General features: G+C 70.9%; 20 protein-coding genes, 2 tRNA genes and 1 pseudogene. 13 read left to right on the top strand and 10 right to left on the bottom strand.

All coding sequences use genetic code 11. The annotated features are described in order from the left end of the window. The 3 genes and pseudogenes from ACFY3C_RS27350 to ACFY3C_RS27340 form a co-directional block, all read left to right on the top strand. Positions 1 to 98 (top strand): annotated as a pseudogene (locus ACFY3C_RS27350) (IS5/IS1182 family transposase); the annotation flags it as partial. A 27-nt stretch (positions 99 to 125) separates the two neighbouring features. Continuing rightward, positions 126 to 476, top strand: a complete 351-nt coding sequence (locus ACFY3C_RS27345) for a zinc ribbon domain-containing protein YjdM (RefSeq protein WP_390772596.1) — start codon at positions 126 to 128, stop codon at positions 474 to 476. A gap of 159 nt (positions 477 to 635) precedes the next feature. Beyond that, entirely contained in the window at positions 636 to 986 is a 351-nt protein-coding gene (locus ACFY3C_RS27340) for an ArsR/SmtB family transcription factor (protein ID WP_386572670.1), read from the top strand. 77 nt (positions 987 to 1063) lie between these two features. Here ACFY3C_RS27340 and ACFY3C_RS27335 read toward each other — a convergent pair whose 3' ends face one another. Beyond that, positions 1064 to 2389 carry a globin domain-containing protein gene (locus ACFY3C_RS27335; RefSeq protein ID WP_390772595.1) on the bottom strand — a complete coding sequence of 442 codons (1326 nt, stop codon included), beginning with the start codon at positions 2387 to 2389 and terminating at the stop codon, positions 1064 to 1066. A 296-nt stretch (positions 2390 to 2685) separates the two neighbouring features. Between ACFY3C_RS27335 and ACFY3C_RS27330 the strand changes: the two genes are divergently transcribed. Continuing rightward, on the top strand, positions 2686 to 3636 hold the full coding sequence (locus ACFY3C_RS27330) for an acyl-ACP desaturase (protein WP_390772594.1): 951 nt from the start codon (positions 2686 to 2688) through the stop codon (positions 3634 to 3636). Between the two features lie 82 nt (positions 3637 to 3718). Here the strand turns inward: ACFY3C_RS27330 and ACFY3C_RS27325 are convergent. Next, positions 3719 to 3791: transfer RNA gene (locus tag ACFY3C_RS27325), tRNA-Ala, on the bottom strand. Positions 3792 to 3973: 182 nt separating this feature from the next. Here ACFY3C_RS27325 and ACFY3C_RS27320 point away from each other — a divergent pair. Continuing rightward, on the top strand, positions 3974 to 4522 hold the full coding sequence (locus ACFY3C_RS27320) for a helix-turn-helix domain-containing protein (protein ID WP_386572667.1): 549 nt from the start codon (positions 3974 to 3976) through the stop codon (positions 4520 to 4522). Positions 4523 to 4653: 131 nt separating this feature from the next. Next, positions 4654 to 6009 (top strand): serine/threonine-protein kinase, encoded by a 1356-nt coding sequence (locus ACFY3C_RS27315; RefSeq protein WP_390772593.1) that lies wholly within the window; start codon positions 4654 to 4656, stop codon positions 6007 to 6009. Here ACFY3C_RS27315 and ACFY3C_RS27310 read toward each other — a convergent pair. Then, positions 5973 to 7232 carry a hypothetical protein gene (locus tag ACFY3C_RS27310; RefSeq protein ID WP_390772592.1) on the bottom strand — a complete coding sequence of 420 codons (1260 nt, stop codon included), beginning with the start codon at positions 7230 to 7232 and terminating at the stop codon, positions 5973 to 5975. The two genes, ACFY3C_RS27315 and ACFY3C_RS27310, sit on opposite strands and share 37 nt — an antisense overlap. 298 nt (positions 7233 to 7530) lie before the next feature. Next, positions 7531 to 7659: a DLW-39 family protein gene (locus ACFY3C_RS27305; protein WP_003999697.1), complete on the bottom strand. Its 129-nt coding sequence runs from the start codon at positions 7657 to 7659 to the stop codon at positions 7531 to 7533. A gap of 349 nt (positions 7660 to 8008) precedes the next feature. Between ACFY3C_RS27305 and ACFY3C_RS27300 the strand changes: the two genes are divergently transcribed. From ACFY3C_RS27300 to ACFY3C_RS27290, 3 genes are all read left to right on the top strand, one after another. Then, on the top strand, positions 8009 to 8347 hold the full coding sequence (locus tag ACFY3C_RS27300; RefSeq protein ID WP_390772591.1) for a DUF6344 domain-containing protein: 339 nt from the start codon (positions 8009 to 8011) through the stop codon (positions 8345 to 8347). 171 nt (positions 8348 to 8518) lie between these two features. Then, the gene (locus ACFY3C_RS27295; protein ID WP_390772590.1) at positions 8519 to 9166 is read left to right on the top strand and encodes a UTRA domain-containing protein; all 648 of its coding nucleotides are present in this window, start codon (positions 8519 to 8521) and stop codon (positions 9164 to 9166) included. An 8-nt stretch (positions 9167 to 9174) separates the two neighbouring features. After that, positions 9175 to 9933, top strand: coding sequence for a glycosyltransferase family 2 protein (locus ACFY3C_RS27290; RefSeq protein ID WP_390772589.1), 759 nt, complete (start codon positions 9175 to 9177; stop codon positions 9931 to 9933). Here the strand turns inward: ACFY3C_RS27290 and ACFY3C_RS27285 are convergent. Beyond that, positions 9915 to 10139 carry a ferredoxin gene (locus ACFY3C_RS27285; protein WP_390772588.1) on the bottom strand — a complete coding sequence of 75 codons (225 nt, stop codon included), beginning with the start codon at positions 10137 to 10139 and terminating at the stop codon, positions 9915 to 9917. The genes ACFY3C_RS27290 and ACFY3C_RS27285 overlap by 19 nt on opposite strands. A gap of 69 nt (positions 10140 to 10208) precedes the next feature. Further along, the gene (locus ACFY3C_RS27280; protein WP_390772587.1) at positions 10209 to 10679 is read right to left on the bottom strand and encodes a hypothetical protein; all 471 of its coding nucleotides are present in this window, start codon (positions 10677 to 10679) and stop codon (positions 10209 to 10211) included. Between the two features lie 169 nt (positions 10680 to 10848). Between ACFY3C_RS27280 and ACFY3C_RS27275 the strand changes: the two genes are divergently transcribed. From ACFY3C_RS27275 to ACFY3C_RS27260, 4 genes are all read left to right on the top strand, one after another. Then, positions 10849 to 11325 carry a hypothetical protein gene (locus ACFY3C_RS27275; RefSeq protein WP_390772586.1) on the top strand — a complete coding sequence of 159 codons (477 nt, stop codon included), beginning with the start codon at positions 10849 to 10851 and terminating at the stop codon, positions 11323 to 11325. Positions 11326 to 11739: 414 nt separating this feature from the next. Then, on the top strand, positions 11740 to 15903 hold the full coding sequence (locus ACFY3C_RS27270; RefSeq protein ID WP_390772585.1) for an AAA family ATPase: 4164 nt from the start codon (positions 11740 to 11742) through the stop codon (positions 15901 to 15903). Between the two features lie 436 nt (positions 15904 to 16339). Continuing rightward, a complete protein-coding gene (locus ACFY3C_RS27265; RefSeq protein WP_390772584.1) occupies positions 16340 to 16588 on the top strand; it encodes an SCO4226 family nickel-binding protein in 249 nt (82 codons plus the stop codon). A gap of 89 nt (positions 16589 to 16677) precedes the next feature. Continuing rightward, a complete protein-coding gene (locus tag ACFY3C_RS27260; protein WP_390772601.1) occupies positions 16678 to 16788 on the top strand; it encodes a helix-turn-helix domain-containing protein in 111 nt (36 codons plus the stop codon). Between the two features lie 82 nt (positions 16789 to 16870). Here ACFY3C_RS27260 and ACFY3C_RS27255 read toward each other — a convergent pair. The 4 genes from ACFY3C_RS27255 to gyrB form a co-directional block, all read right to left on the bottom strand. Then, a tRNA-Ile gene (locus ACFY3C_RS27255) sits at positions 16871 to 16947 on the bottom strand. 112 nt (positions 16948 to 17059) lie between these two features. Next, complete coding sequence (locus ACFY3C_RS27250) at positions 17060 to 17788, bottom strand: DUF3566 domain-containing protein (RefSeq protein WP_390772583.1); 729 nt, start codon at positions 17786 to 17788, stop codon at positions 17060 to 17062. Positions 17789 to 17807: 19 nt separating this feature from the next. Beyond that, on the bottom strand, positions 17808 to 20402 hold the full coding sequence (gyrA, locus tag ACFY3C_RS27245; protein WP_390772582.1) for a DNA gyrase subunit A: 2595 nt from the start codon (positions 20400 to 20402) through the stop codon (positions 17808 to 17810). A gap of 42 nt (positions 20403 to 20444) precedes the next feature. Further along, the gene (gyrB, locus tag ACFY3C_RS27240) at positions 20445 to 22490 is read right to left on the bottom strand and encodes a DNA topoisomerase (ATP-hydrolyzing) subunit B (RefSeq protein WP_390772581.1); all 2046 of its coding nucleotides are present in this window, start codon (positions 22488 to 22490) and stop codon (positions 20445 to 20447) included. Between the last annotated feature and the right edge of the window lie 187 nt (positions 22491 to 22677).

Raw genomic sequence — 22677 nt, 5'->3', positions numbered from 1 at the left:
GACTGAAGTCGTGGCGGATCTTCCGCAGGGCACGATGCAGCCCGAATCGAATGTCGTCAATCGCCGCAGCCGTCCTCACCCTGGAGCGGCAGCGCTGAAAAGGCTCAATGAAAGAGACTGTTCCCATGAGTGAAAACCTCCCCTCCTGCCCCGAATGCTCCGGTACGTACACCTACGAGATGGGCGCACTCCTCGTCTGTCCCGAATGCGGCCACGAGTGGTCGACGTCCGAGGGATCGGCCGACGCGGGCGGTGACCGGGTGATCAAGGACGCGGTCGGCAACGTGCTCGCCGACGGCGACGCCGTGACCGTGGTGAAGACGCTCAAGGTCAAGGGCAGCCCGACCGGCATCAAGGCGGGCACCAAGGTGCGCAACATCCGGCTCGTCGACGGCGTGGACGGCCACGACATCGACTGCAAGGTCGACGGGTTCGGCGCCATGCAGCTGAAGTCCAGCGTGGTCAAGAAGGTCTGAACCGGCTCACCGCGCCTGTGGCGACCGCCTCCTCGGCGCGGGTTCGGTTCTGCCGCTGCCGCGCGCGAGGATGGGTCGCATGTTCGTGACGAGTGCGTGGATGCGATGGCGAGTGGTCCGGCCGGTGGGGCCGTGCTGCGCCGGGGAGGGGACGGCACGGTGAGTACGCCGCTCTACCAGATGAAGGCCGAGTTCTTCAAAACGCTCGGCCACCCGGCCCGCATACGCGTCCTGGAACTGCTGAGTCGGCGCGAGCACGCGGTCGCGGAGATGCTGCCCGAGGTGGGGATCGAGCCCGCGCACCTGTCCCAGCAGCTGGCCGTGCTGCGGCGGGCCAACCTGGTGCGGACCCGCAAGGAGGGCTCGAACGTGTACTACTCGCTGACCAGCCCGGAAGTGGCGGAACTGCTGCGGGTGGCGCGCACGATCCTGTCGGGCGTGCTGGCGGGACAGGCGGAACTGCTCGCCGACCTGCAGGCGGCCCAGTCGGAGGGGAAGCAGCCGTCGTAGCGCCGAGACCATGTCCATCCCCGTGATCCCGCCGCCGATGACGACGGCATGGGCACCGCTCGCGGTGTCCGTGCCGTTCATGAGTCCGCTCCTTCACGCTCTGCGCCGGCGTCCGCGACGAGGTCTGTGACGGGGTCGTGGCGGATCCGCTCGGCGGGCATGCCCATGGCGGCCAGGACGTCTGCCACGGCACCGACCATGGCGGGCGGGCCCGCCAGGCACGCCACGTGCCGAGACCAGTCGCCGTGGCGGGCCACGGCCTCGGCCACCGTCGCGTCCTGACCGGTCCCCGGTCCCCGGGTGATCACGGGGATCACGCGCAGCCAAGGACACCGCCGCTCCAGTGCGGCCACGGCCGGCAAGTCGTACAGGTCGTCGGGCCGGCGGACGCCGAGGAAGAGATGGACGGCGCGGCCGGGTTCACGGCGGGCGGCCAGATCCTCGAGCAGGGCCCTGAGCGGCGCCCACCCGGTACCGCCCGCCACGAGCAGGACGTCGCGGGCGGCGGCGGATTCACCGTCGGCTGTCAGCCGGCCCCGCGCCGGGCCCAGGCGCAGCGTGTCACCCACGCGGGTGTGCTCCACCAGCGCCTCGCTGAGCCCGCCCCGGGCGGTGCACCGCACGTGGAACTCCAGCTCCGTGTCGGGCCGGGGCGCGCAGGCCAGGGAGTAGTGCCGCCAGGTCTGCGGGAGCAGCGGTGACTCCAGGGCGGCGTACTGCCCGGCCCGGTAGGGGTACGGCTCGGACGTTCGGACGCGGAGGACGGCGAGGTCGGGGCGACGCCGCTCGTGCGCGCAGACCACGCCGTTCCAGTAGAGCGGTTCGGCCACCGCCGCCTCCGCACCGTCGACCATGGCCGCGACGGCGAACCCCAGCATCCGCAGCCAGGCCCCCTCCAGCTCCTGGCTCCACCGCTCGCCCGCGTGGCGGCGCAACGCCTCGCACAGCGCCTGCTCGAACGTCTCGTAGTGCGCCGCACGCACCCCGAGCTTGCGGTGATCACTGCCCAACTGACGTAAGAAGGCGGCTACTTCGGCAGGACGGTGCAGATGGTCGATCAAGTACGTGAAGATCCTGGCGAGATGGGCCTGCTGGAACTCCATCGAGTCGGGGAACAGCGACCGCAGGTAGGGACGCCGCTCGAACATCGCCGTATACAGGTGGGCGATCAACTCGTCGAAAGGCGTGACCAGGTGCAGGTCCCGCAGGATCACCCGCTGGTCGGCCACGCCGTCGTACGCCTCCCCGGTCCTGGGCGAAGCGGCTCCGCCTGTCCTCGACGACGGCCCGGCCGCCAGCAGCCGACGGCGCAGCCGCATCGCCTCGTGCCGCGCCAACAGGGCGTGATAGTCCTCGCGCAGCGGGCCCGCCGCGCCGCCTCCCGTGTCAGGTGCCGGCGCCATCAGCGGCTCCCCACACAGGCGCCGCACGCGTACAGAGCAAGGCGCGGCAGACGCGGGAACCGGGGCGGTCGGAGCGGACGGGGTGGGCACGGCATCGGCACGGCTCCTGTCGGAAATGGGCGTGAACATCTCGCACAGCCGAAAAGGCACGCCAGTAAAACACTTGTGTGAAATGCCCCATGGGCCCCGGTCTCCAGGGCCGAACGGCCCTAGCCGCCATCCGCTCCGTGCGGACACGGTGACCGACCTACGCAACCGTAGGTTTCACGCAACACCGACAACTGGAGCCTCGACCCATGCCCCCTGCCCGTCTCACCTGGACCGACGCCGAACTCCTGATCGCGCTGGAAGAGGTGGTGGAGCGCGAACTCAACCGGCACCTGAGCGTGTTCAAGGAGTGGATGCCGCACGAGTACGTGCCGTGGAGCCAGGGCCGGGACTTCGACGGACCGCTGGGCGGCGAGCCCTGGTCACCGGAGCAGTCGCCCCTCACCGAGGTCGGCCGCGTCGCGCTGGTGGTGAACCTGCTGACCGAGGACAACCTGCCCAGCTACCACCACGAGATCGCCACCCTCTTCGGGCGCGACGGCGCCTGGGGCACCTGGGTGCACCGCTGGACCGCCGAGGAGGCCCGGCACTCCATGGTGCTGCGCGACTACCTCCTCGCCACCCGCGCCGTCGACCCGGCCGCCCTGGAACAGGCCCGGATGACGCACATGAGCGCGGGCTTCGTCTCCGACAACCGGCACTCGCCCCTGCATACCGTGGCCTACGTCGCCTTCCAGGAACTGGCCACCCGCATCTCCCACCGCAACACCGGTCACCTGTCCGGCGACCCGGTCTGCGACCGCATGCTGGCCCAGGTGGCCAAGGACGAGAACCTTCACATGCTCTTCTACCGCAACCTGCTCATGGCCGCCCTGGAACTCGCCCCGGACCAGGCGATGCGGGCCATCGCCGAGGTGGTGACCGCCTTCAGGATGCCGGGCCACGGGATGCCGGGCTTCGAGCGGGCGGCGGCGCGGATCGCCCTCGGCGGCGTCTACAACCTGCGCGTCCATCACGACGACGTGCTCCAGCCGGTGCTCCGCCATCTCAGGGTCCTGGACATCGCCGGCCTCGGCCCGGACGGCCTGAAAGCCCAGGAAGAGCTGGGAGCGTTTCTGGAGAGCCTGGATACACAGGCCGCCCGGTTCGAGGAGCGTCGAGCCGCGATCCTGGCCCGGCGCGAGGCAGCAGCGGGCTGAGAACCGGACACGCACGCACGGAAAATCGGCACAAAAGAACCCCCCTGACCGCGTTTCCGCAGGTCAGAGGGGTCATACGCTGTGGAGCCTAGGGGAGTCGAACCCCTGACATCCGCCATGCAAAGACGGCGCTCTACCAACTGAGCTAAGGCCCCGGGAAGGGAAGCGTCAGCCGGATCTTGCGTTCCGGCGGGCGCCGCAGACCAGAGTACCGGGTCACCCCCCGTATCCCGCAAAAAGATTGGGGGTCCCCGCGGATGACCACTCTCCGTAAGATGCTCGTCGTGGTTCGCTACAGCGAACCGCGGATTTTTTGGGGAAGCGATGGGGAGACGCAATGGACGCCGCACAGCAGGAAGCGACCGCGAGAGCGCGGGAGCTGCAGCGGAACTGGTACGGGGAGCCGTTGGGGGCGCTCTTCCGTAAGCTCATCGACGATCTCGGGCTCAACCAGGCCCGTCTCGCGGCGGTACTGGGCCTGTCGGCCCCGATGCTGTCGCAGCTGATGAGCGGCCAGCGCGCCAAGATCGGCAATCCCGCGGTGGTCCAGCGGGTGCAGCTGCTGCAGGAGCTGGCGGCACAGGTCGCGGACGGCAGCGTCAGCGCGGCCGAGGCGACCGACCGGATGGACGAGATCAAGAAGTCCCAGGGGGGATCCGTGCTCAGCAACACCACGCACACCACGAGCGGTTCGGGGGCGCCGACGGTCAAGCGCGTGGTGCGCGAGATCCAGTCGCTGCTGCGCTCGGTGGCCGCCGCCGGCGACATCATCGAGGCCGCCGACACCCTCGCCCCGAGCCACCCCGAACTGGCAGAGTTCCTCCGGGTCTACGGCGCCGGCCGCACCTCGGACGCGGTCGCGCACTACCAGTCCCACCAGAACTGACCCCTGGGCCCGGTTCCTCGGAGGGGGTCCGAGGCCGGGCTCAGGGTCGTAAGAGGGGGGATACAGGGGGCACAGGGGGTAGACGGGGTAGAGGGGAAACGCGTGGCTAGGGGGAGGAGCGGCGAACTGTCATGGGTGAGGTCTTCGCCGGCCGGTACGAGCTGGCCGACCCGATCGGGCGTGGCGGCGCGGGCGCGGTGTGGCGTGCCTGGGACCACCGGCGCCGGCGCTATGTGGCCGCCAAGGTGCTCCAGCAGCGTGACGCCCACTCGCTGCTGCGCTTCGTACGGGAACAGGCGCTGCGCATCGACCACCCCCATGTCCTCGCCCCGGCCAGCTGGGCCGCCGACGACGACAAGGTCCTGTTCACCATGGACCTGGTCGGGGGCGGCTCGCTGGTCCACCTCGTCGGCGACTACGGACCGCTGCCGCCGGCGTACGTGTGCCTCCTGCTCGACCAGCTCCTGTCGGGGCTCTCCGCGGTGCACGCGGAAGGGGTCGTCCACCGGGACATCAAGCCCGCCAACCTGCTGCTCGAAGCCACCGGCACCGGCCGGCCGCGGCTCAGGCTGTCCGACTTCGGCATCGCCATGCGGTTCGGTGAACCACGGCTGACGGAGACCAACCTCGTGGTGGGGACGCCCGGTTACCTGGCGCCCGAGCAGATGCTGGGCGCCGACCCGGACTTTCCCGCCGACCTGTTCGCCGTGGGTCTGGTCGCCCTGTATCTGCTCGAAGGTGCCAAGCCCGACGCCAAGGCGCTGGTGCAGTACTTCATGGAGCACGGAACTCCCGGCCCGCCCAAGGGAGTTCCCGAGCCGCTGTGGCAAGTCGTCGCCACCCTGCTCCAGCCCGATCCGACGGCCCGTTTCCGCACCGCCACGGGAGCGCGCAAGGCGCTCGCCTCCGCCGCCGAACTCCTGCCGGAGCCCGGCCCCGACGACGAGTTGATCGAGATATTCGACCAACTCGGGCCGCTGCCCTCCGGGTTCGGCCCCGACGGCCCGCTCAAGCGCGCGTCCGGAGTCCGGGTACGGGAAGCACAGTCGGCCACGGACACCGACAGCACCGAGAGACCGGCAGCCGACCCCCGCCTGAGCGACAGCGACTCGCAGCACTCCGCGCTTCCCCCGATGTCGGACACCGGCAGCTTCCACCTCCCGCCCCCGCAGCCGACCCCGAGCCCCCAGCCGTACGCCCAGCAGGCACACCCCGGCGCCCAGCCCGGCCTGCCACCCGCCCCGGCAGCCCCTGTGCCCCCGGTCCCGCAGGCGCAGCCGCGCGTCGACACCTCCACCGCTTCGTACACCGCGCAGGACCCGCGGATTCCGCCTCGCGCGCAGCCGACAGGAACACCCCGCGCGCACGGCCGCCGGGCCCGCCGCGCCGCCCGCCGCCCCGGCCCCCCGGCCAAGGCGGCGATCCCGATCCTGCTTCTGGCGCTGGCCTGCTACGCCGTGGGCTTCTGGGCACTGACCCGCGTCTGAGCCCGCCGGGCCACCACGGTCCACACGCCCAGCACCAGCAGCAGCGCGGTCCCGGTACCGATCCCCCCGACGGCGAGCGCCCGCATCGCGGTGTCACCGCCGCCGGTGCTCCCGGTCGCCGCCGCCCGGTCCTGCGCCGTGAGCGTGAAGACGTCGTCCGGCACGGGTCGCCCGGCGTACCGGGGCCCGCTCTGCGCCTGCCCGTCGAGCCGTACCCGCAGCGTCACGTCGAACGGCCCCTGCCCGAAGGTGTCGGCCATCTGCTTGCTGAGGTGCACGACCAGGTAGTAGTCACCGGCGAATCGCATCGCGTTCTCCCCGGTGAGCACGGCGTACCGGTTGGCGTACTCGACCGGCGGCAGCGGTGCGAGGGCGACGGGCTTGCGGGTGCCGGTGTAACCGAGGGAGGTGTCGTCGACGAGCCCGCGGACCGGGTTGTACAGCGACAGGTTCAGGGCGCCGCCGACATAGCCGTGGCCGCTCGTGGAGCCGTCCAGTTCGGCGACGGCGTGCACCCGGCGGCCCCAGTCGACCGGCACCTTGTAGAAGAGGGTCCGCCCCGGGGTGACGCGGGTCCGCCAGACCCCTTCGCCCAGCAGGCGAGCGGTGCTGAAGCCGGTGCCGCCGGTCCGGTCGCGGGGGTCACCGGCGAGGGGCTCGGGGGAGGCGGAGTCCCAGGCCCGGGGCGCGGTGGTGGGCCCGGCCTTCGCCAGGCGGGGTTCCGTGACCGGCTTGATCTCCAGGTACCACGGCTGTGCCTGGTCCGCCGTACCGGAGTCGACGCGTTCCACGAGTACGTAGTACGTCCCCGCGCCCGGGCACAGCGTCCGGCCGGGCTCGCGCTCGGCCAGGGCCGTGACCGGACGGGGGCTCCGTGCGGCGCCGAAGCTGGCGGCGGCGTTGGAGCAGGAGCCGCCCGAGGCGTCCTGGACCGATACACGGATGCCGTCGGTGGCCGTGACCGTGGCGTCGGCGGGGGGTACGGCGGTGACGGGGACGTACGCCGTGGTGGTCGCGGTGGCGAGGTCGAGGCGGTAGAAGCGCCTGCCGTTCCTGGGCAGGGAGCTGCGGTAGGTCCGGCCGGGCTCCAGCCGTGGGGCGCCGGCGGGGCTCGTCGCGCCGGTGACCGGCAGGGCATCCGGAGCGAAGGCGTACGTCCCCGGCTCGCCGGCTGCCGCGATCCCGCCCGGCAGCGCGGCCACGGCGCACAGGACAGCGGTCACGACCGCCCGGCCGCCCCACCACCACGTCGTACGCCCTCGCCCCCGCACGTGCCACCCCTCTGTCGCCGCGTACCCGACCGTGGCCCATCCTTCCCCGGGCGCCCCTGCGCCATCCGTGGAATCCGTACGGCCGTCCGAAACACCCGCCCCGTCCGTCCCCGTGTCCGAGCGCCCCGCAGGAACGCCTACACCACCCGTCGAGCACCCGCAACACGAGCCGTGGCGGGGGACCCGCCCGGACAACACAAAACCCCGACCGCGCAGGCGGCCGGGGTCTGATCAGATTCTGGATCGGTACTCACGAACCCGTGGGCACGGAGTCAGTCGCCTCCGTCCACAGATCCTGCTCGGCGCGATCCGCCTGGATCTGGCGGTACACGAGGAGCCCGCCGATGGCGGCCAGTGCGACCAGGAGCAGCTTCTTCACCGCGCGACCTCGTCTTTCCTTGACGTAGGGGACCTCTGGCGCCCGACTATACACACCGACCGATATCGATCGGTGACCTGCGTCGACCCCCAACTCCCGCCCCCGGAAGCGCAATAGACCAGGTCGGCGCCGCTCCGATCGGAGGGTGATCACACCCCCACGGACCGTGACTTTTGCTCCCCCTTCGCACTCCCTCACCTGGTTTTGACGGCATTCCGACCCTCTTGCGTCCATCCGAGTGGTGTTCATCAGAACATCGACGCGCCACGGGCGGAGGTCCACCACTTCGCGAACCTCATACACATCATGAGGAAAGTACGCAAATCGCCCAACCCGAAAGTGAGGGGCCATGACCCAGAACAAGGTCATGAAGCTGTGGACCGCCATCGTCACCGCCTTCCTCGCGCTGTGCACGGCGCTCGGACTCGCCACCACCACCGCCACCGCCGCGACGGCCGCGCCCCGGACCGAGAGCCCGCAGGCCACCACCGCGCAACGGACGGTCCCGACGATCCCGGCGATGCACCACTGGTCCTGGTCCCATGGCAAGTCCCTGCCCCCCACGATGAAGCAGCGGATCGGGGCCGAGGCCCACGGAAAGTCCCCCGGCTGCCGGCACCGCCCCCTCGACGAGACGGAAGCGCAGACGGACCCGGCGACCCAGTCCACGGAACCCCTCACGTCCTGAGCCGCGCGGCAGCACGCAGGACCGCAGACGTTTCGACATGACGGCGACTTGCGTACGCACCAGTCGACACGAACAGACCCCCGGCCGGGCCCCGGCCGGGGGTCTTGCGCGTTTCACGGGACCACGACCGCCAAGTCGTCAGGTCCTCTTCAGGAGTCGTAGCCTGGACGCGTGCCCAGGGCCTACGAGGAGATCGCGGACGACAGGCCGCACGGGCGCGACACGTTCGTACGGCGTCCTCGCACCCGGATGCTGCGCGACGGCGGCCGTCACCAGTGGGAGAAGGACCGGGCCCGGCAGCCCCGGACCACCCGGGCCGCGACCGGCGCCACGGAGCACGACACCGGTCTGGTGCCGGCTGATCTCGTCTTCCTCGCGCGCTACCGCACGATCGAGGCACCCGGCCCGCTGGCCGAGGTCTTCGGCGTGCCGGAGGGCACGGCGCTCCTCGAACGCAGCTACCGCACCCGGGTCGCGGCGGAGACGGCCCCCTTCAGCCTCGTCACCTCTTATCTCCTGCATGCCGTGGCGGCGGCCAACCCCGACCTCCTGGACGTGTCCAAGGAGCCCTGGCCCGGCGGCACCCACCACCAGCTCGCCACCGTGGGCGTGGAGATCGACCGCGTCGAGGAACGTTTCACCGCGCGTCCGCCGACCCCGGAGGAGACCCGGGAGCTGGAGCTGCCGGCCGGCACGGCGGTGATCCTGGTCCGGAAGACCTCGTACGACACCCGCGGCCGCGTCGTGGACGTCTCCGACGTCGTCCTGCCCGGCGACCGTACGGAACTGCTCTTCACCACTCGTCTGGAAAGGTGGTGAATGCCGCCGTGCCCCGGCGCATCACCGTAGTCACCGCTGTCCACGCCCCGTCCGCCCGCTTCCTGCCGGAGGCCTACAAGTCCCTGTGCGAGCAGTGGCTTCCGGACGGCTGGGAGTGGGACTGGGTGATCCAGGAGGACGGCACGACGGACGCGGTCCGCCCCTACGTCCCGGACGACGAGCGGGTGAGCTTCCGTCAGGGCCGGCCGGGCGGGCCCGGTGTCGCCCGCACGATCGCGCTGGCGCACGCCGACGGGGAGTACGTGAAGGTCCTGGACGCCGACGACCAGCTCCCGCCCGGCGCCCTCGCCCGCGACCTGGCCGTGCTGGAGGCGGACCGCACGATCGGCTGGACCACCTCCCGGGTCCTGGACCTGCTGCCCGGCGGCACCACGGCCGGCTTCCCCGGCGACCCGGACGACGGCCCGGTCGAGCGCGGGGCCGTCCTGCGCTTCTGGAAGGAGAACGGGTTCCGGGCCCAGGTGCATCCGGCGACGCTCTTCGTCCGCCGGGACCTGCTGACGGCCCTGGGCGGCTGGATGGCCCTGCCCGCCTCCGAGGACACGGGCCTGCTGCTGGCGCTCAACGCGGTCAGCCGCGGCTGGTTCTCGGCCGAGGTGGGGCTGCTGTACCGGAAGTGGGAGGGGCAGGCGACCGGGCAGGCCTCGCATGTCGACCCGGCCGAGCGGGCGGCGCGCATGGCCGTGGCAGAGGCCAGGGCGCGGGCGCTGGCGGACTTCGGGTGGACCTACCCCGCCGGTGGCTGACCGGGGCCCGCTCCGTCTCGTCCGGTGAGCACGATGGCCTGCGAGGGGCATTTCTCGGCCGCCTCGCGCACCTGCGGATCGTCCCCGGACTCTTCCCGGCCGGGCCGGACCACGCCGTACTCGTCCTCGAACGCGAACACGGACGGGGCCCGGTGCGCGCACTCGGCGGAGCCGTAGCACACGGAGCGCTCGACGAAGACCTTCATACGTCCTCCAGCCTCGAGTGACTTTCAGGACGTCACTGCCCTGTGGGCCGCCCGGTGAACCGGTGGATCCTAGCCGCGCTGCGGCGCGCCCGCGGCGGCGAGCCAGTGGGCGACCCGGCGGACCGTCGGTTCGTCGAGCCGGTCGACCAGCGCCCGCACCGCCTCGGCGTCCTCGGGGGAGAGGTCGTACAGCCCCGCCTTGCTCAGGCCTGCCATGAGCACCTGGTGGCGGCGGTCCGACATGCGCTCGGCCAGCTTGGCCGGCTCCTCGGGGCCTGCCGGGGACACCTCGGGCGCGGACGGCCTGGCGGCCGGGGTGTCGAACCGGTGCCAGGTGCCGTCCCGCGGGCCCCACACCGCGACCGTCACGTCGTCTCCGCGCGCGCGTACGGTCTGGGCCATGTCTCCCACGGCGTACAGCACGGGGGCTCGGTCGGGGGACTCCGCGCCCAGCCGCCAGGAGGCCTGGGAGGGCTGGTAGAACATCGCGACCCAGCGCGGGGTACCGGGAGGTTGCGGGCAATCAGGACGATTCACCATGGCACTCACCCCTTCAGGAACGGCAGGCGGGCCGACCCTAGCTGACGGACCGTCAGGTTTCCAGGGCGATCCGCGGCACGCTTCTGGCCTCTTCACGGCCGGCATGGCACCCTGCCCGCGCCCCGTCCCCGACAGCACACGGAGCCGTCTCGGCAGAGGGAGACCGAAGATGAGCGGACTCGAAGAGGCAGTGCCCAGGGCCGCGGCGTCGGCGGCGCTGAGAAAGATCCACGCCGACCGTGCCCGCAGCGCGTACGACCGTGCCGTCGCCACCTGCCGCCACGCCGGCGTCACCCAGGAGGCCGCCCAGCTCGTGCCGACGAGCCCCGTCGGCAGGGCCGCGGCCGCGCTGCGGCTGTCGGCCGGATCGCTCGACGCGCTGGCGGCGAGTGCGCCCGATCCCGCGGCGGACGCCCGCTGCGCCCGGAACGCCGCCGCGGCGGCCGCCCTGGCGGCCCAGGTGGCCGCCTCGCGCGACACCACCGGCGCCGCCTCGGCCCTGCGCGCCGCCCTGACCGCCTCCCAGGCGGCGGCAACCGCCGCGGGCGGCCCGGCACCCGGCCGGAACGCGGCACTGAACGCCACGGCCGACGAGGCCGAACACCATGCCGTCGCCGCCGCCCGCACGGCGGGGTGGATCGTCTAGGAGGCGATCAGGCAATCGTCCAGGAGGTAGCGGTACCCGGCCCGTCCGGCACCGGCCCCTCCCCACGTGGGGGCCGGTGCCGAACGGAGCGGGTGTCGTCGATCCGTGCCGCGTCGGCGCGTCGGCGCGGACCGAAGTGCGTGTCCGTGATGTCGCTGGATGTCATCGATGTCGCCGGCGCTCTCGGGAAAGTTGACCGAGAACGTTCGGCGCCCTGGGTGTCTTTCCGAGCTCTGAGCCGGTGGCCTGTCCGGACGGTGTGTGATGCGGCGGACACCGCGTCGTGATCCTGCCATTTGTCGTCCACGACGAGGAGGTTCCGGTCTCCGGACCCCGACGTAACCGCAGGTCAGCCGTATAGGGTGAGTTTTCCGGTCCGGACGTTCAGACACGGGGGGAGTAAGGGGTGGGACCTTGGGTTCCGACTCAGGGGCACGCGTGGCCTTCGCCGAGCGTCTCGCGCTGCTCTACAAGGAGGCGGGCAACCCTCCCCTCAAGAGCGTGTCCGAGTCGGTCGTACGACTGCAGCGCGTGGACGAGCGCGGACGCCCCGTGCGGGTGTCCGCCCAGCGCATCAGCGACTGGCGGCGGGCCAAGAACGTACCGGCCCAGTTCGCCGCCCTCGCGGCCGTCCTGCAGATCCTGATCCCGGAGGCCCGGCGCGCCCGTCCCGTTCCCGTCTCCAGCGGCCTGTACGACCTCGCGCAGTGGCAGCGCCTGTGGGAGCGCGCGCTGGCCGATCCGGCCGGCGAGCGCCCCGCGGTGCCCCCGGAGGAGAACCGGCAGGCACCGGCCGAGGCCCCGCCCGTCGCCGGCGGTGTGTGCCCCTACCGGGGACTGGCCCCCTACCGCCAGGAGGACGCCCGCTGGTTCTTCGGGCGGGAGCGGAGCACAAAAACCCTCGTGGCCCAGCTGCGCGCGGCGGAGCGGTCGGGCGGCCTGATCATGCTGGTCGGCGCCTCGGGGGCCGGGAAGTCGTCGCTGCTGAACGCCGGCCTGGTGCCCGCGGTGGAGAGCGGTGCGCTCGGGGACGGCGGCGGCCGGCCGGGCGCCGTGCTCCAGTTCGTGCCGGGCGCCGATCCGCTCGGCGAGCTGACCCGCCGCATCCCGGAACTCGCCTCCCTCGCCGCGAAGGCGCGGCAGGCCGAGGAGGACGCCGCCGAGAACCCGGCTGCACCGGGATCCGACGCCCCGCACTTCGCCGAGGCGGTACGCGAGGCGGTCATGGCGTGGGCGCACCGGGAGACAGCGTCCAACGCGTCCAACGCACCGGACACCTCGGACGAGACCGCGTCCGGCGACGCCTCCACGGCCACCTCTGCCGCCGCCTCCACGGCCACCTCTGCCGCCGCCTCCACGGCGCCCCCGTCGGACGCGTCCCCCGCCACCCGCCCGGTCATCATCGTCGACCAGTTCGAAGAGACCTTCACCCTCTGCCCCGACGAACCCGACCGCCGCACCTTCCTCCAGTTCCTGCACGCGGCCTGCACCCCGCCCGCGGACTCGCCCGGCCCCGCGCCCGTCGTCGTGGTCCTCGGTATCCGCGCCGACTTCTACGAGCAGTGCCTGGTCTATCCGGAGCTGGCCGACGCGCTGCAGCACCGGCACATGGTGCTCGGGCCGCTGACCACGGCCGAGCTGCGCGAGGCGGTGACCGGACCCGCCAAGGCCGTGGGACTGGAGCTGGAGCCGGGGCTGGCCGAGCTGATCGTGCGGGAGGTGAGCGCCGACGGCCCGCGCGGCGCACACGACGCCGGAGTGCTCCCGCTCCTCTCCCACGCCCTGCTCGCCACCTGGCAGCGCCGCAAGTCGGGGCGGCTGACCCTGGCCGGCTACCGCGCGGCCGGCGGCATCCAGGGCGCGGTCGCGGCGACCGCCGAGCGCGCCTGGTCCAGCCTCGACCCCGCCGCCCGCACGGCCGCCCGGCTGCTCCTGCTGCGGCTCGTCCGGCTGGGCGAGGACACCCAGGCCACGCGCAGGCGCGGCACACGGCGCCAGCTGGCGCAGGAGGCGGCGGACCCCGGCAAGACCGAGGAGTCGCTCGAAGCCCTGGTCCGCGCCCGGCTGGTGACGCTCGACGCGGAGACCGTGGAGATCACCCACGAGGCGCTGCTGCACGCCTGGCCACGGCTGCGCCACTGGATCGACGAGGACCGCAGCGACCATCTGGTGCGCCAGCGGCTGGAGGAGGACGGCCACACCTGGGAGGACTCGGGCCGGGACAGCTCACTGCTCTACCGCGGCTCGCGCCTGGAGCAGGCCCGCGGCTGGGCGAAGTCCGCCGGGGACACCTATCTGACCCGCAGCGCGGTGCAGTTCCTGGCCGCCTCGGTCCGGCTGCGCAGGCGGACGGTCCTGATCAGCCGCGGGGCCGTGGCGGCGCTGGTCGTCCTCGCCGTGCTGGCCGCCGGTTCGGCGGTGGTGGCGTGGCAGCAGCGGGACGACGCCGTGTTCGAACAGGTGCTCGCGGAGGCGGACCGGGTCCAGCACACGGACCCCTCGCTGGCCGCCCAGCTCGACCTGGTGGCCCACCGCCTGCGGCCGGGCGACGAGGGGACGTACAGCCGCCTGATCTCGATCGTGAACGCGCCCCTGGCCACCCCCCTGCTCGGCCACACCGGCGCCGTCTACCTCACCTCCTTCAGCCCCGACGGCAAGACACTGGCCACGGCGAGCTACGACCGGACCGTCCGCCTGTGGAACGTCGCCGACCGCAGCCACCCCAAGGCGCTCGGCAAGCCCCTCACCGGACACACCAGCTGGGTGAGCAGCGCGGTCTTCAGCCCGGACGGACACACCCTGGCCAGCGCCGGCGACGACGGCACCATCCGGCTGTGGGACGTGCGCGACCCCGCCCACCCGGTACCGCTGGGCCGGCCCCTGACCGGCCACACGGGCACCATCTACCTGGTCGCCTTCAGCCCCGACGGACACACGCTGGCCTCCGCGAGCGAGGACCGCACCGTCCGCCTGTGGAACGTCGCCGACCCGAGCCGGCCCAGGCAGCTGCGCACGCTGGGCGGCCACACGGCGGCGGTGCGCTGCGTGGCGTTCAGCCCCGACGGGCGCACCCTCGCGGCGGGCGGCGACGACGACACGATCCGGCTGTGGAACACCGCCGATCCGGGGCACCCCAAGGCCCTGCCCACGGTGCTGAGCGGCCACACGGACATCGTCCACTCGGTGGCCTTCAGCCCCGACGGGCGCACCCTCGCCAGTGGCAGCGCGGACGACACCATCCGGCTGTGGAACGTGTCCGACCCCGCGCACGCGGCACCGATCGGCTCACCGCTCACCGGGCACACCGGCCCCATCTGGTCGGTGGCCTTCAGCCCCGACGGCGGCCGGCTCGCCGCGGCCAGCGCGGACAGCACGGCGAGCCTGTGGAACGTCGGCGATCCGGCCTCCCCCTCACAGGTCGGCGCGTCGCTCGTCGGCAGCAGCGGCGAGATGTTCGCGCTGGGGTTCAGCCCCGACGGCCGCACCCTCGCCACCGGCAGCGGTGACAGCAAGATCCGCCTGTGGTCGGTACCGACACGGGACATGACCGGCCGCAGCGGGGCGTTCCGCCCGGACGGCAAGGTGCTGGCCACAGCCGCGCGCGACGGCAGGGTCCGGCTGTGGAACGTGGCGGCGCCCGACCGGCCGGTGGCGCTGGGCAAGCCGTTCATGGGCGCGGACGGCGGCCACCGTTCGATGATGTTCTCCCCCGACGGCCGCACCCTCGCCGTACTGAACGGGACGGGGACGCTGTACCTGTGGAACGTCACCGACCCGGCCCGTCCGGTCCCCGCCGGGCAGCCCATCGCCCTGCGCACCCGTTTCGCGGGCTTCCACACGGTGGCGTACAGCCCGGACGGCCACACCCTGGCCACCGCCTACCAGGACCGCACCATCCAGCTGTGGAACGTCACCGACCCCTCCCGCACCGTCCCGCTCGGCAAGCCGCTCACCGGCCACCGCGGTTACGTCAACGCCCTCGCCTTCAGCCAGGACGGGCACACCCTCGCCAGCGGCAGCGCGGACCTCACCATCCGGCTGTGGAACGTGACCGACCCCGGCCATGTCACCCGGATCGGGCATCCGCTCACCGGGCACTCCGGCCCCGTCAACGCTCTCGCCTACAGCCCCGACGGGCGCACCCTCGTCAGCGGCAGCGACGACGACACCGTACGGCTGTGGAACGTCACCGACCCCCGGGCCGCGACCGCGCTCGGCTCCCCCCTCACCGGCCACACCGAGGCGGTCACCTCGCTGACGTTCACCGCGGACGGCCGGACCCTGGCGAGCGGCGGCGACGACAACACGGTCCGGCTCTGGAACGTCACCCGTCCTTCGTCGGCCACACCCATCGGCCAGTCGATGAGCCCCTACGCCAAGACGGGCAACTGGCTGTCCTTCAGCCCCGACAGCCATGTCCTGGGGGTGTCCAGCGGCGCCGACACGATCCGCCTGTGGCGCCTGGACGCCGACGCGGCCATCGCACACATCTGCACGGTGACCAGGGACGTTCTGACCCCGCAGAGGTGGCACGAGTACCTCCCGCGTCTCTCGTACGACCCTCCGTGCGCCGACTGACCGATCAAGATCAGCCAACTACCCCAACCAACAGGCCCGTTATCTCCCGCAAGCGGCTCAACCTTGTTACCCTTGGCCATAGCCCGATCGCTGGTGCATCCCCCGTCGCCAGCGGTCGGGCCTTTTTTCGTACCGTGAAGCGGAAGCCGTGCGTTCCGCGAGGGTTCCGCAGGGTCGACCAACCGGCCCTGCGCCTCGGCCGATCGTTCACTGAGGTCCGGCCTCGACCGCTGCCGTTCGCACTTGTTGGTGTCAGCCACTGGTGTCAGCCGCCACACGCGGACCTCCTCCTGCCCGGTGGTCACTGTGCTGGGCACCCGCTGGCCGGGCCTGCACGGTCGCCATCACGTTGGTACGGGCACAGGATGGAGATAACGGACCCCACAGCGACTCGGCCATTCGCCGGGACGCGACAGCCGGAAGGAGGCGCGACGCCATGCCCCAGTTCATGGATGTCCATCACGGGATGAACGGCATCACGGCCGACCAGCTGAAGCAGGCCCACGGGGCCGATCTCGCCATCGAGAAGGAAGAGGGCGTCCACTTCGAGAAGACCTGGGCGGACCCGGAGTCCGGCACTGTCTACTGCCTCTCTGAGGCCCCCTCCGCTGAAGCGGTCCAGCGCATCCACGAACGCGCTGGTCACCGGGCCGACGAGATCCACCAGGTCCCCCTGACTGCGTGAACGAAGCCCTCCGCCCACGAGAACCGCAGGCGGGGGGCTCGTGCCACTTTTTTCTTGCCCGCGGTCTTGTCGGGGAAGAGTGAAGCCGACTGGCCGCACTCAACCGCTACCTCGTCGGCGTCCCCTGTCGCCGCCTTGCCGAACTCACCGGGATCTCCCGCGCGACCGTGGCCCGTTGGGGCAAGAGTGCAAAGCAGTGAACGTTGGCCCGCCCGATGGTTCCGTGACCGGAAAGCCCGGCAACAAAAGACCCCCGGACCAATGATCCGGGGGTCTTTTCGCTGGTGGGGCTAACAGGATTTGAACCTGTGGCCTCATCCTTATCAGGGATGCGCTCTAACCAACTGAGCTATAGCCCCGCCGCGCTCTGCGGTATGTGTCCCGCGCGCTGACTCCTGAAGATTAGCGCACGAGGGCGGCAGTCCCAAAATCGGTTGTCGGGGGACTGTCAGGAGAGCCCGGCAGGTGGGGTCACTCGTCCTCGGCCAGCGTCAGTTCGATGCCGCCCACGAAGCCCGCGGAGAGGTTGTAGATGAACGCGCCGAGGGTGGCCAGCGCCGTCGCAAGGACCACGTCGATCACCGCGATGATCGACGTGAACGTCAGGACGTGCGGGAGCGAGAGGAAGGCCTGGAGGTCGAAGCCGTTCGCCTCGTTGGAACCGGTGGCCTCCGAGATCGTGCCGCCGACCGTGGAGAACACGCCCATCGCGTCCATGACCATCCACAGCACCGCCGAGGCGACGATCGTGCAGATGCCCAGCGCGATGGAGAGCAGGAAGCTGACCTTCATCACCGACCACGGGTCGGCCTTGGCGACCCGCAGCCGGGCCTTGCGGGTGCGCGGCGCCGTCTTCGCACCGGTGCGCGGCCGGCGTACGGCCCCGGCGGGAGCCTGCGCCGGATAGGCCTGCGGCGGGTGGTAGGGCTCAGCGGACTCGGGGCGCCGCTCACCGGGCAGCGGGGACGCCTGCTGCCGCTCGGCGGGGCCGGGCTGGGTCTTCGGGCCGCGGGTGTCCGTCACAGTTCCCCCCTGGGATCCATCCGTGTCGGGCGAGGGCGAGTCGGCCGTGCCTGCCTCGATCTTGCGCAGTTGGGTCGTGTGCGGGTCCGCCGCACGCGCGGCGGAGCCACGGCCGCCGCCGTCCGTTTCCGTACCCACAGAGGTACCGGCCGATCCCGCGCCCGTGGCTCCGCTCACGATGACTCACTCCTCGTGCCTACTCGGCCGAGGGCGCCTCACCCTCGTCCGTGCCGGTGGTCGCGGCACCCTCGGCGGTCTCGTCGACGGCAACCTCGCCGTCGACCTCCTCCGCCTCGCGCCCCGCCTCGGCGTTACGTGCGATACCGACCACGGCATCGCGCTTGCCCAGGTTGATCAGTTGGACGCCCATGGTGTCACGGCCCGTCTCCCTGACCTCGTTGACTCGCGTACGAATCACACCGCCGGACAGGGTGATCGCGAGGATCTCGTCGTTCTCCTCGACAACCAGCGCGCCGACGAGAGAACCGCGGTCCTCCACGATCTTGGCGGCCTTGATGCCGAGGCCGCCGCGACCCTGGACGCGGTACTCGTCGACAGCGGTCCGCTTCGCGTACCCGCCGTCCGTGGCAGTGAACACGAACGTACCGGGTCGAACAACATTCATCGACAGAAGTTCATCGCCCTCACGGAAACTCATCCCCTTGACGCCGGAGGTGGCGCGGCCCATCGGGCGCAGGGTGTCGTCCGAGGCGGTGAACCTGATCGACTGTGCCTTCTTGCTGATCAGAAGCAGATCGTCGTCGGCCGAGACCAGCTCGGCACCGATCAGCTCGTCGTCCGAGCCGTCCTCGCGCTCGCGCAGGTTGATCGCGATCACACCGCCGGAGCGGGGCGAATCGTAATCCTTCAGAGGCGTCTTCTTGACCAGGCCCGACTTGGTGGCCAGGACCAGGTACGGCGCCGCTTCGTAGTCACGGATCGCGAGGATCTCGGCGATCGCCTCGTCCGGCTGGAAGGCGAGCAGGTTCGCCACGTGCTGGCCGCGCGCGTCCCGGCCGGCCTCGGGCAGCTCGTACGCCTTCGCCCGGTACACCCGGCCCTTGTTCGTGAAGAACAGCAGCCAGTGGTGCGTGGTGGAGACGAAGAAGTGGTCGACGATGTCGTCTTCCTTCAGCTTCGTGCCCCGCACGCCCTTTCCGCCGCGCTTCTGCGCCCGGTAGTCGTCCGTCTTCGTCCGCTTGACGTAACCGCCGCGCGAGACGGTGACGACGATGTCCTCCTCGGCGATCAGGTCCTCGATGGACATGTCGCCCTCGTACGGGATCAGCTTGGTCTGGCGGTCCTCGCCGTACTTCTCGACGATCGCGGCCAGCTCCTCGCTGACGATCCCGCGCTGGCGGACCGGGGAGGCCAGGATCTGGTTGTACTCGGTGATCTTCGCCTGGAGCTCGTCGTGCTCCTGGACGATCTTCTGACGCTCCAGGGCGGCCAGCCGGCGCAGCTGCATCTCGAGGATGGCGTTCGCCTGGATCTCGTCGATCTCCAGGAGGCCCATCAGGCCGGTGCGCGCGACGTCGACGGTCTCACTGCGCCGGATCAGCGCGATGACCTCGTCGATGGCGTCCAGGGCCTTCAGCAGACCGCGCAGGATGTGGGCGCGCTCCTCGGCCTTGCGCAGCCTGAAGCGGGTCCGGCGGACGATGACCTCGATCTGGTGCGTCACCCAGTGACGGATGAACGCGTCCAGGGAGAGGGTGCGCGGCACGCCGTCGACCAGCGCCAGCATGTTGGCGCCGAAGTTCGTCTGCAGGTCGGTGTGCTTGTACAGGTTGTTCAGGACGACCTTGGCGACCGCGTCCCGCTTGAGGACGATCACCAGGCGCTGGCCCGTACGGGACGACGTCTCGTCGCGGACGTCCGCGATGCCGCCGACCTTGCCGTCCTTCACCAGGTCGGCGATCTTCTGCGCCAGGTTGTCCGGGTTGACCTGGTACGGCAGCTCCGTCACCACCAGGCACTGGCGGTTCTGGATCTCCTCGACCTCGACCACCGCGCGCATCGTGATGGAGCCGCGGCCGGTGCGGTACGCCTCCTCGATGCCCTTGCGGCCCACGACCAGCGCGCCGGTCGGGAAGTCCGGGCCCTTGATCCGCTCGATGAGCGCGTCCAGCAGCTCCTCGTGCGTGGCCTCCGGGTTCTCCAGGTACCACTGGGCGCCGGCCGCGACCTCGCGCAGGTTGTGCGGCGGGATGTTGGTCGCCATGCCGACCGCGATACCGGCCGAGCCGTTGATCAGCAGGTTCGGGAAGCGGGAGGGCAGGACGGTCGGCTCCTGGGAGCGGCCGTCGTAGTTGTCCGTGAAGTCGACGGTCTCCTCGTCGATGTCGCGGACCATCTCCATCGACAGCGGCGCCATCTTGCACTCGGTGTAGCGCATGGCGGCCGCCGGGTCGTTGCCCGGAGAGCCGAAGTTGCCGTTGGAGTCCACCAGCGGCATCCGCATCGACCACGGCTGGGCGAGGCGCACCAGGGCGTCGTAGATCGAGGAGTCGCCGTGCGGGTGGTAGTTGCCCATGACGTCGCCGACCACGCGCGCGCACTTGTAGAAGCCGCGCTCGGGGCGGTAACCGCCGTCGTACATCGCGTACAGCACACGGCGGTGGACGGGCTTGAGACCGTCCCGGACGTCGGGCAGCGCGCGGGACACGATGACGGACATCGCGTAGTCCAGGTACGAGCGCTGCATCTCCGTCTCGAGCCCGACGGGCTCGATGCGCATCACGACGTCGCCGCCCTCTTCAGGGGTGACAGGAGTGTTCTCGTCGGCCATTGCTGGTGAAGATCCTTTCTGGTGCGGTCAGCTGAGACCGACTCAGATGTCGAGGAAGCGGACGTCCTTGGCGTTGCGCTGAATGAACGCGCGACGGGCCTCGACGTCCTCGCCCATCAGGACCGAGAACAGGTCGTCGGCCTGGGCGGCGTCGTCGAGGGTGACCTGACCGAGGACACGGTGCTCGATGTCCATGGTGGTCACGCGCAGCTCCTCGGCATTCATCTCGCCGAGACCCTTGAAGCGCTGGATGGAGTCCTCGCGGACCCGCTTGCCGCGCTGACGGCCCATCTCCAGCAGGGCGTCGCGCTCACGGTCCGAGTACGCGTACTCGGTGTCCTCCCGGCCCCACTTGATCTTGTACAGCGGGGGACGGGACAGGAACACGTGCCCGGCCTCGACCAGCGGCCGCATGAAGCGGAACAGGAAGGTCAGCAGCAGGGTGTTGATGTGCTGGCCGTCGACGTCGGCGTCCGCCATCAGGATGATCTTGTGATAGCGGAGCTTCTCGATGTCGAAGTCCTCGTGCACACCCGTGCCGAACGCGGAGATCAGCGCCTGGATCTCCTGGTTCTGCAGGATCTTGTCGATCCTGGCCTTCTCCACGTTGAGGATCTTGCCGCGGATCGGGAGGATCGCCTGGTACTGCGGGTTGCGGCCGGACTTGGCCGAGCCGCCGGCGGAGTCACCCTCGACGATGAAGATCTCGCACTTGGTGGGGTCGTTGGACTGGCAGTCCGACAGCTTGCCCGGCAGGGACGCGCTCTCCAGCAGGCCCTTGCGACGGGTCAGGTCACGGGCCTTGCGGGCCGCCACACGCGCGGTGGCCGCCTGGATGCCCTTGCGGACGATATCCGCGGCCTCGACCGGGTTGCGGTCCAGCCAGTCGTTGAGGTGCTCGTAGACCGCCTTCTGCACGAAGGTCTTGGCCTCCGTGTTGCCCAGCTTGGTCTTCGTCTGACCCTCGAACTGCGGCTCGCTCAGCTTGACCGAGATGATCGCGGTCAGACCCTCACGGATGTCGTCACCGGTGAGGTTGTCGTCCTTCTCGCGCAGCAGCTTCCTGTCGCGCGCGTACTTGTTGATCAGGCTCGTGAGGGCCGCGCGGAAGCCCTCCTCGTGCGTACCGCCCTCGTGGGTGTGGATGATGTTCGCGAAGGAGTACACGCCCTCGCTGTAGCCGCTGTTCCACTGCATGGCGACCTCGAGGGACAGGCTCTTGTCCCTGTCCTCGGCCTCCAGGTCGATCACGGTGGGGTGGACCGCGTCTCCCTTGCGGGAGTTCAGGTACTTCACGAAGTCGACGATGCCGCCCTCGTAGTGGTACGTGACGGTCTTGACCTCGGCCTTCTCGTCCGCGCCCGCCTCGTCCGCACCGCTGGTCGCCTTCGCCGACTCACGCTCGTCGGTGAGCCGGATGGTCAGGCCCTTGTTGAGGAAGGCCATCTCCTGGAAGCGCCGCGACAGCGTCTCGAAGGAGTACTCGGTGGTCTCGAAGATGTCGGGGTCGGCCCAGAAGGTGACCGAAGTGCCGGTCTCGTCCGTCGCCTCGTGCTGGTCGAGCGGGGCCGTCGGGACGCCGAGCTTGTAGTCCTGCGTCCAGCGGTGACCGTCCGTCCTGATCTCGACGGCGACCTTCGTGGACAGCGCGTTCACGACGGACACACCCACACCGTGCAGACCGCCGGAGACGGCGTAACCGCCGCCGCCGAACTTGCCGCCCGCGTGCAGCACGGTCAGCACGACCTCGACGGCCGGCTTGCCCTCGGAGGGCACGATGCCCACCGGGATGCCGCGGCCGTTGTCGACGACGCGCACGCCGCCGTCGGCGAGGATCGTCACGTCGATGGTGTCCGCGTAGCCCGCCAGCGCCTCGTCGACCGAGTTGTCTACGACCTCGTACACCAGGTGGTGCAGACCGCGCTCGCCCGTGGAGCCGATGTACATACCGGGCCGCTTGCGGACCGCGTCCAGCCCTTCGAGCACGGTGATGGCGCTGGCGTCGTAGGACGCAGAGGCGGTGGCCTCGGCACTCACGCCGGCGTCGGTGGACGGGATGTTCTCGTTGGGGTTGCCGGAATCGGCCACGAAGCGCCCTTTCTGGCACTGGCACAGCACGAGCCGGGCTCCTGGGGGTCCCCCCTCTGGGGGAGGGTTGCCGGAGCGGCTGCGGCATGTTGCGTTGGTAAGCCTTGATCAGCGTTGCTCAGCTTTTCCCGGGCGGTCCCCACGATTGGGGCGGGATTGGCTTCCAGTCTACCGGTAGCGCCGACAG

It is taken from the genome of Streptomyces sp. NPDC001410, assembly GCF_042895235.1.
Lineage (GTDB): Bacteria > Actinomycetota > Actinomycetes > Streptomycetales > Streptomycetaceae > Streptomyces.
This window is presented reverse-complemented; position numbering and strand designations above follow the sequence as displayed.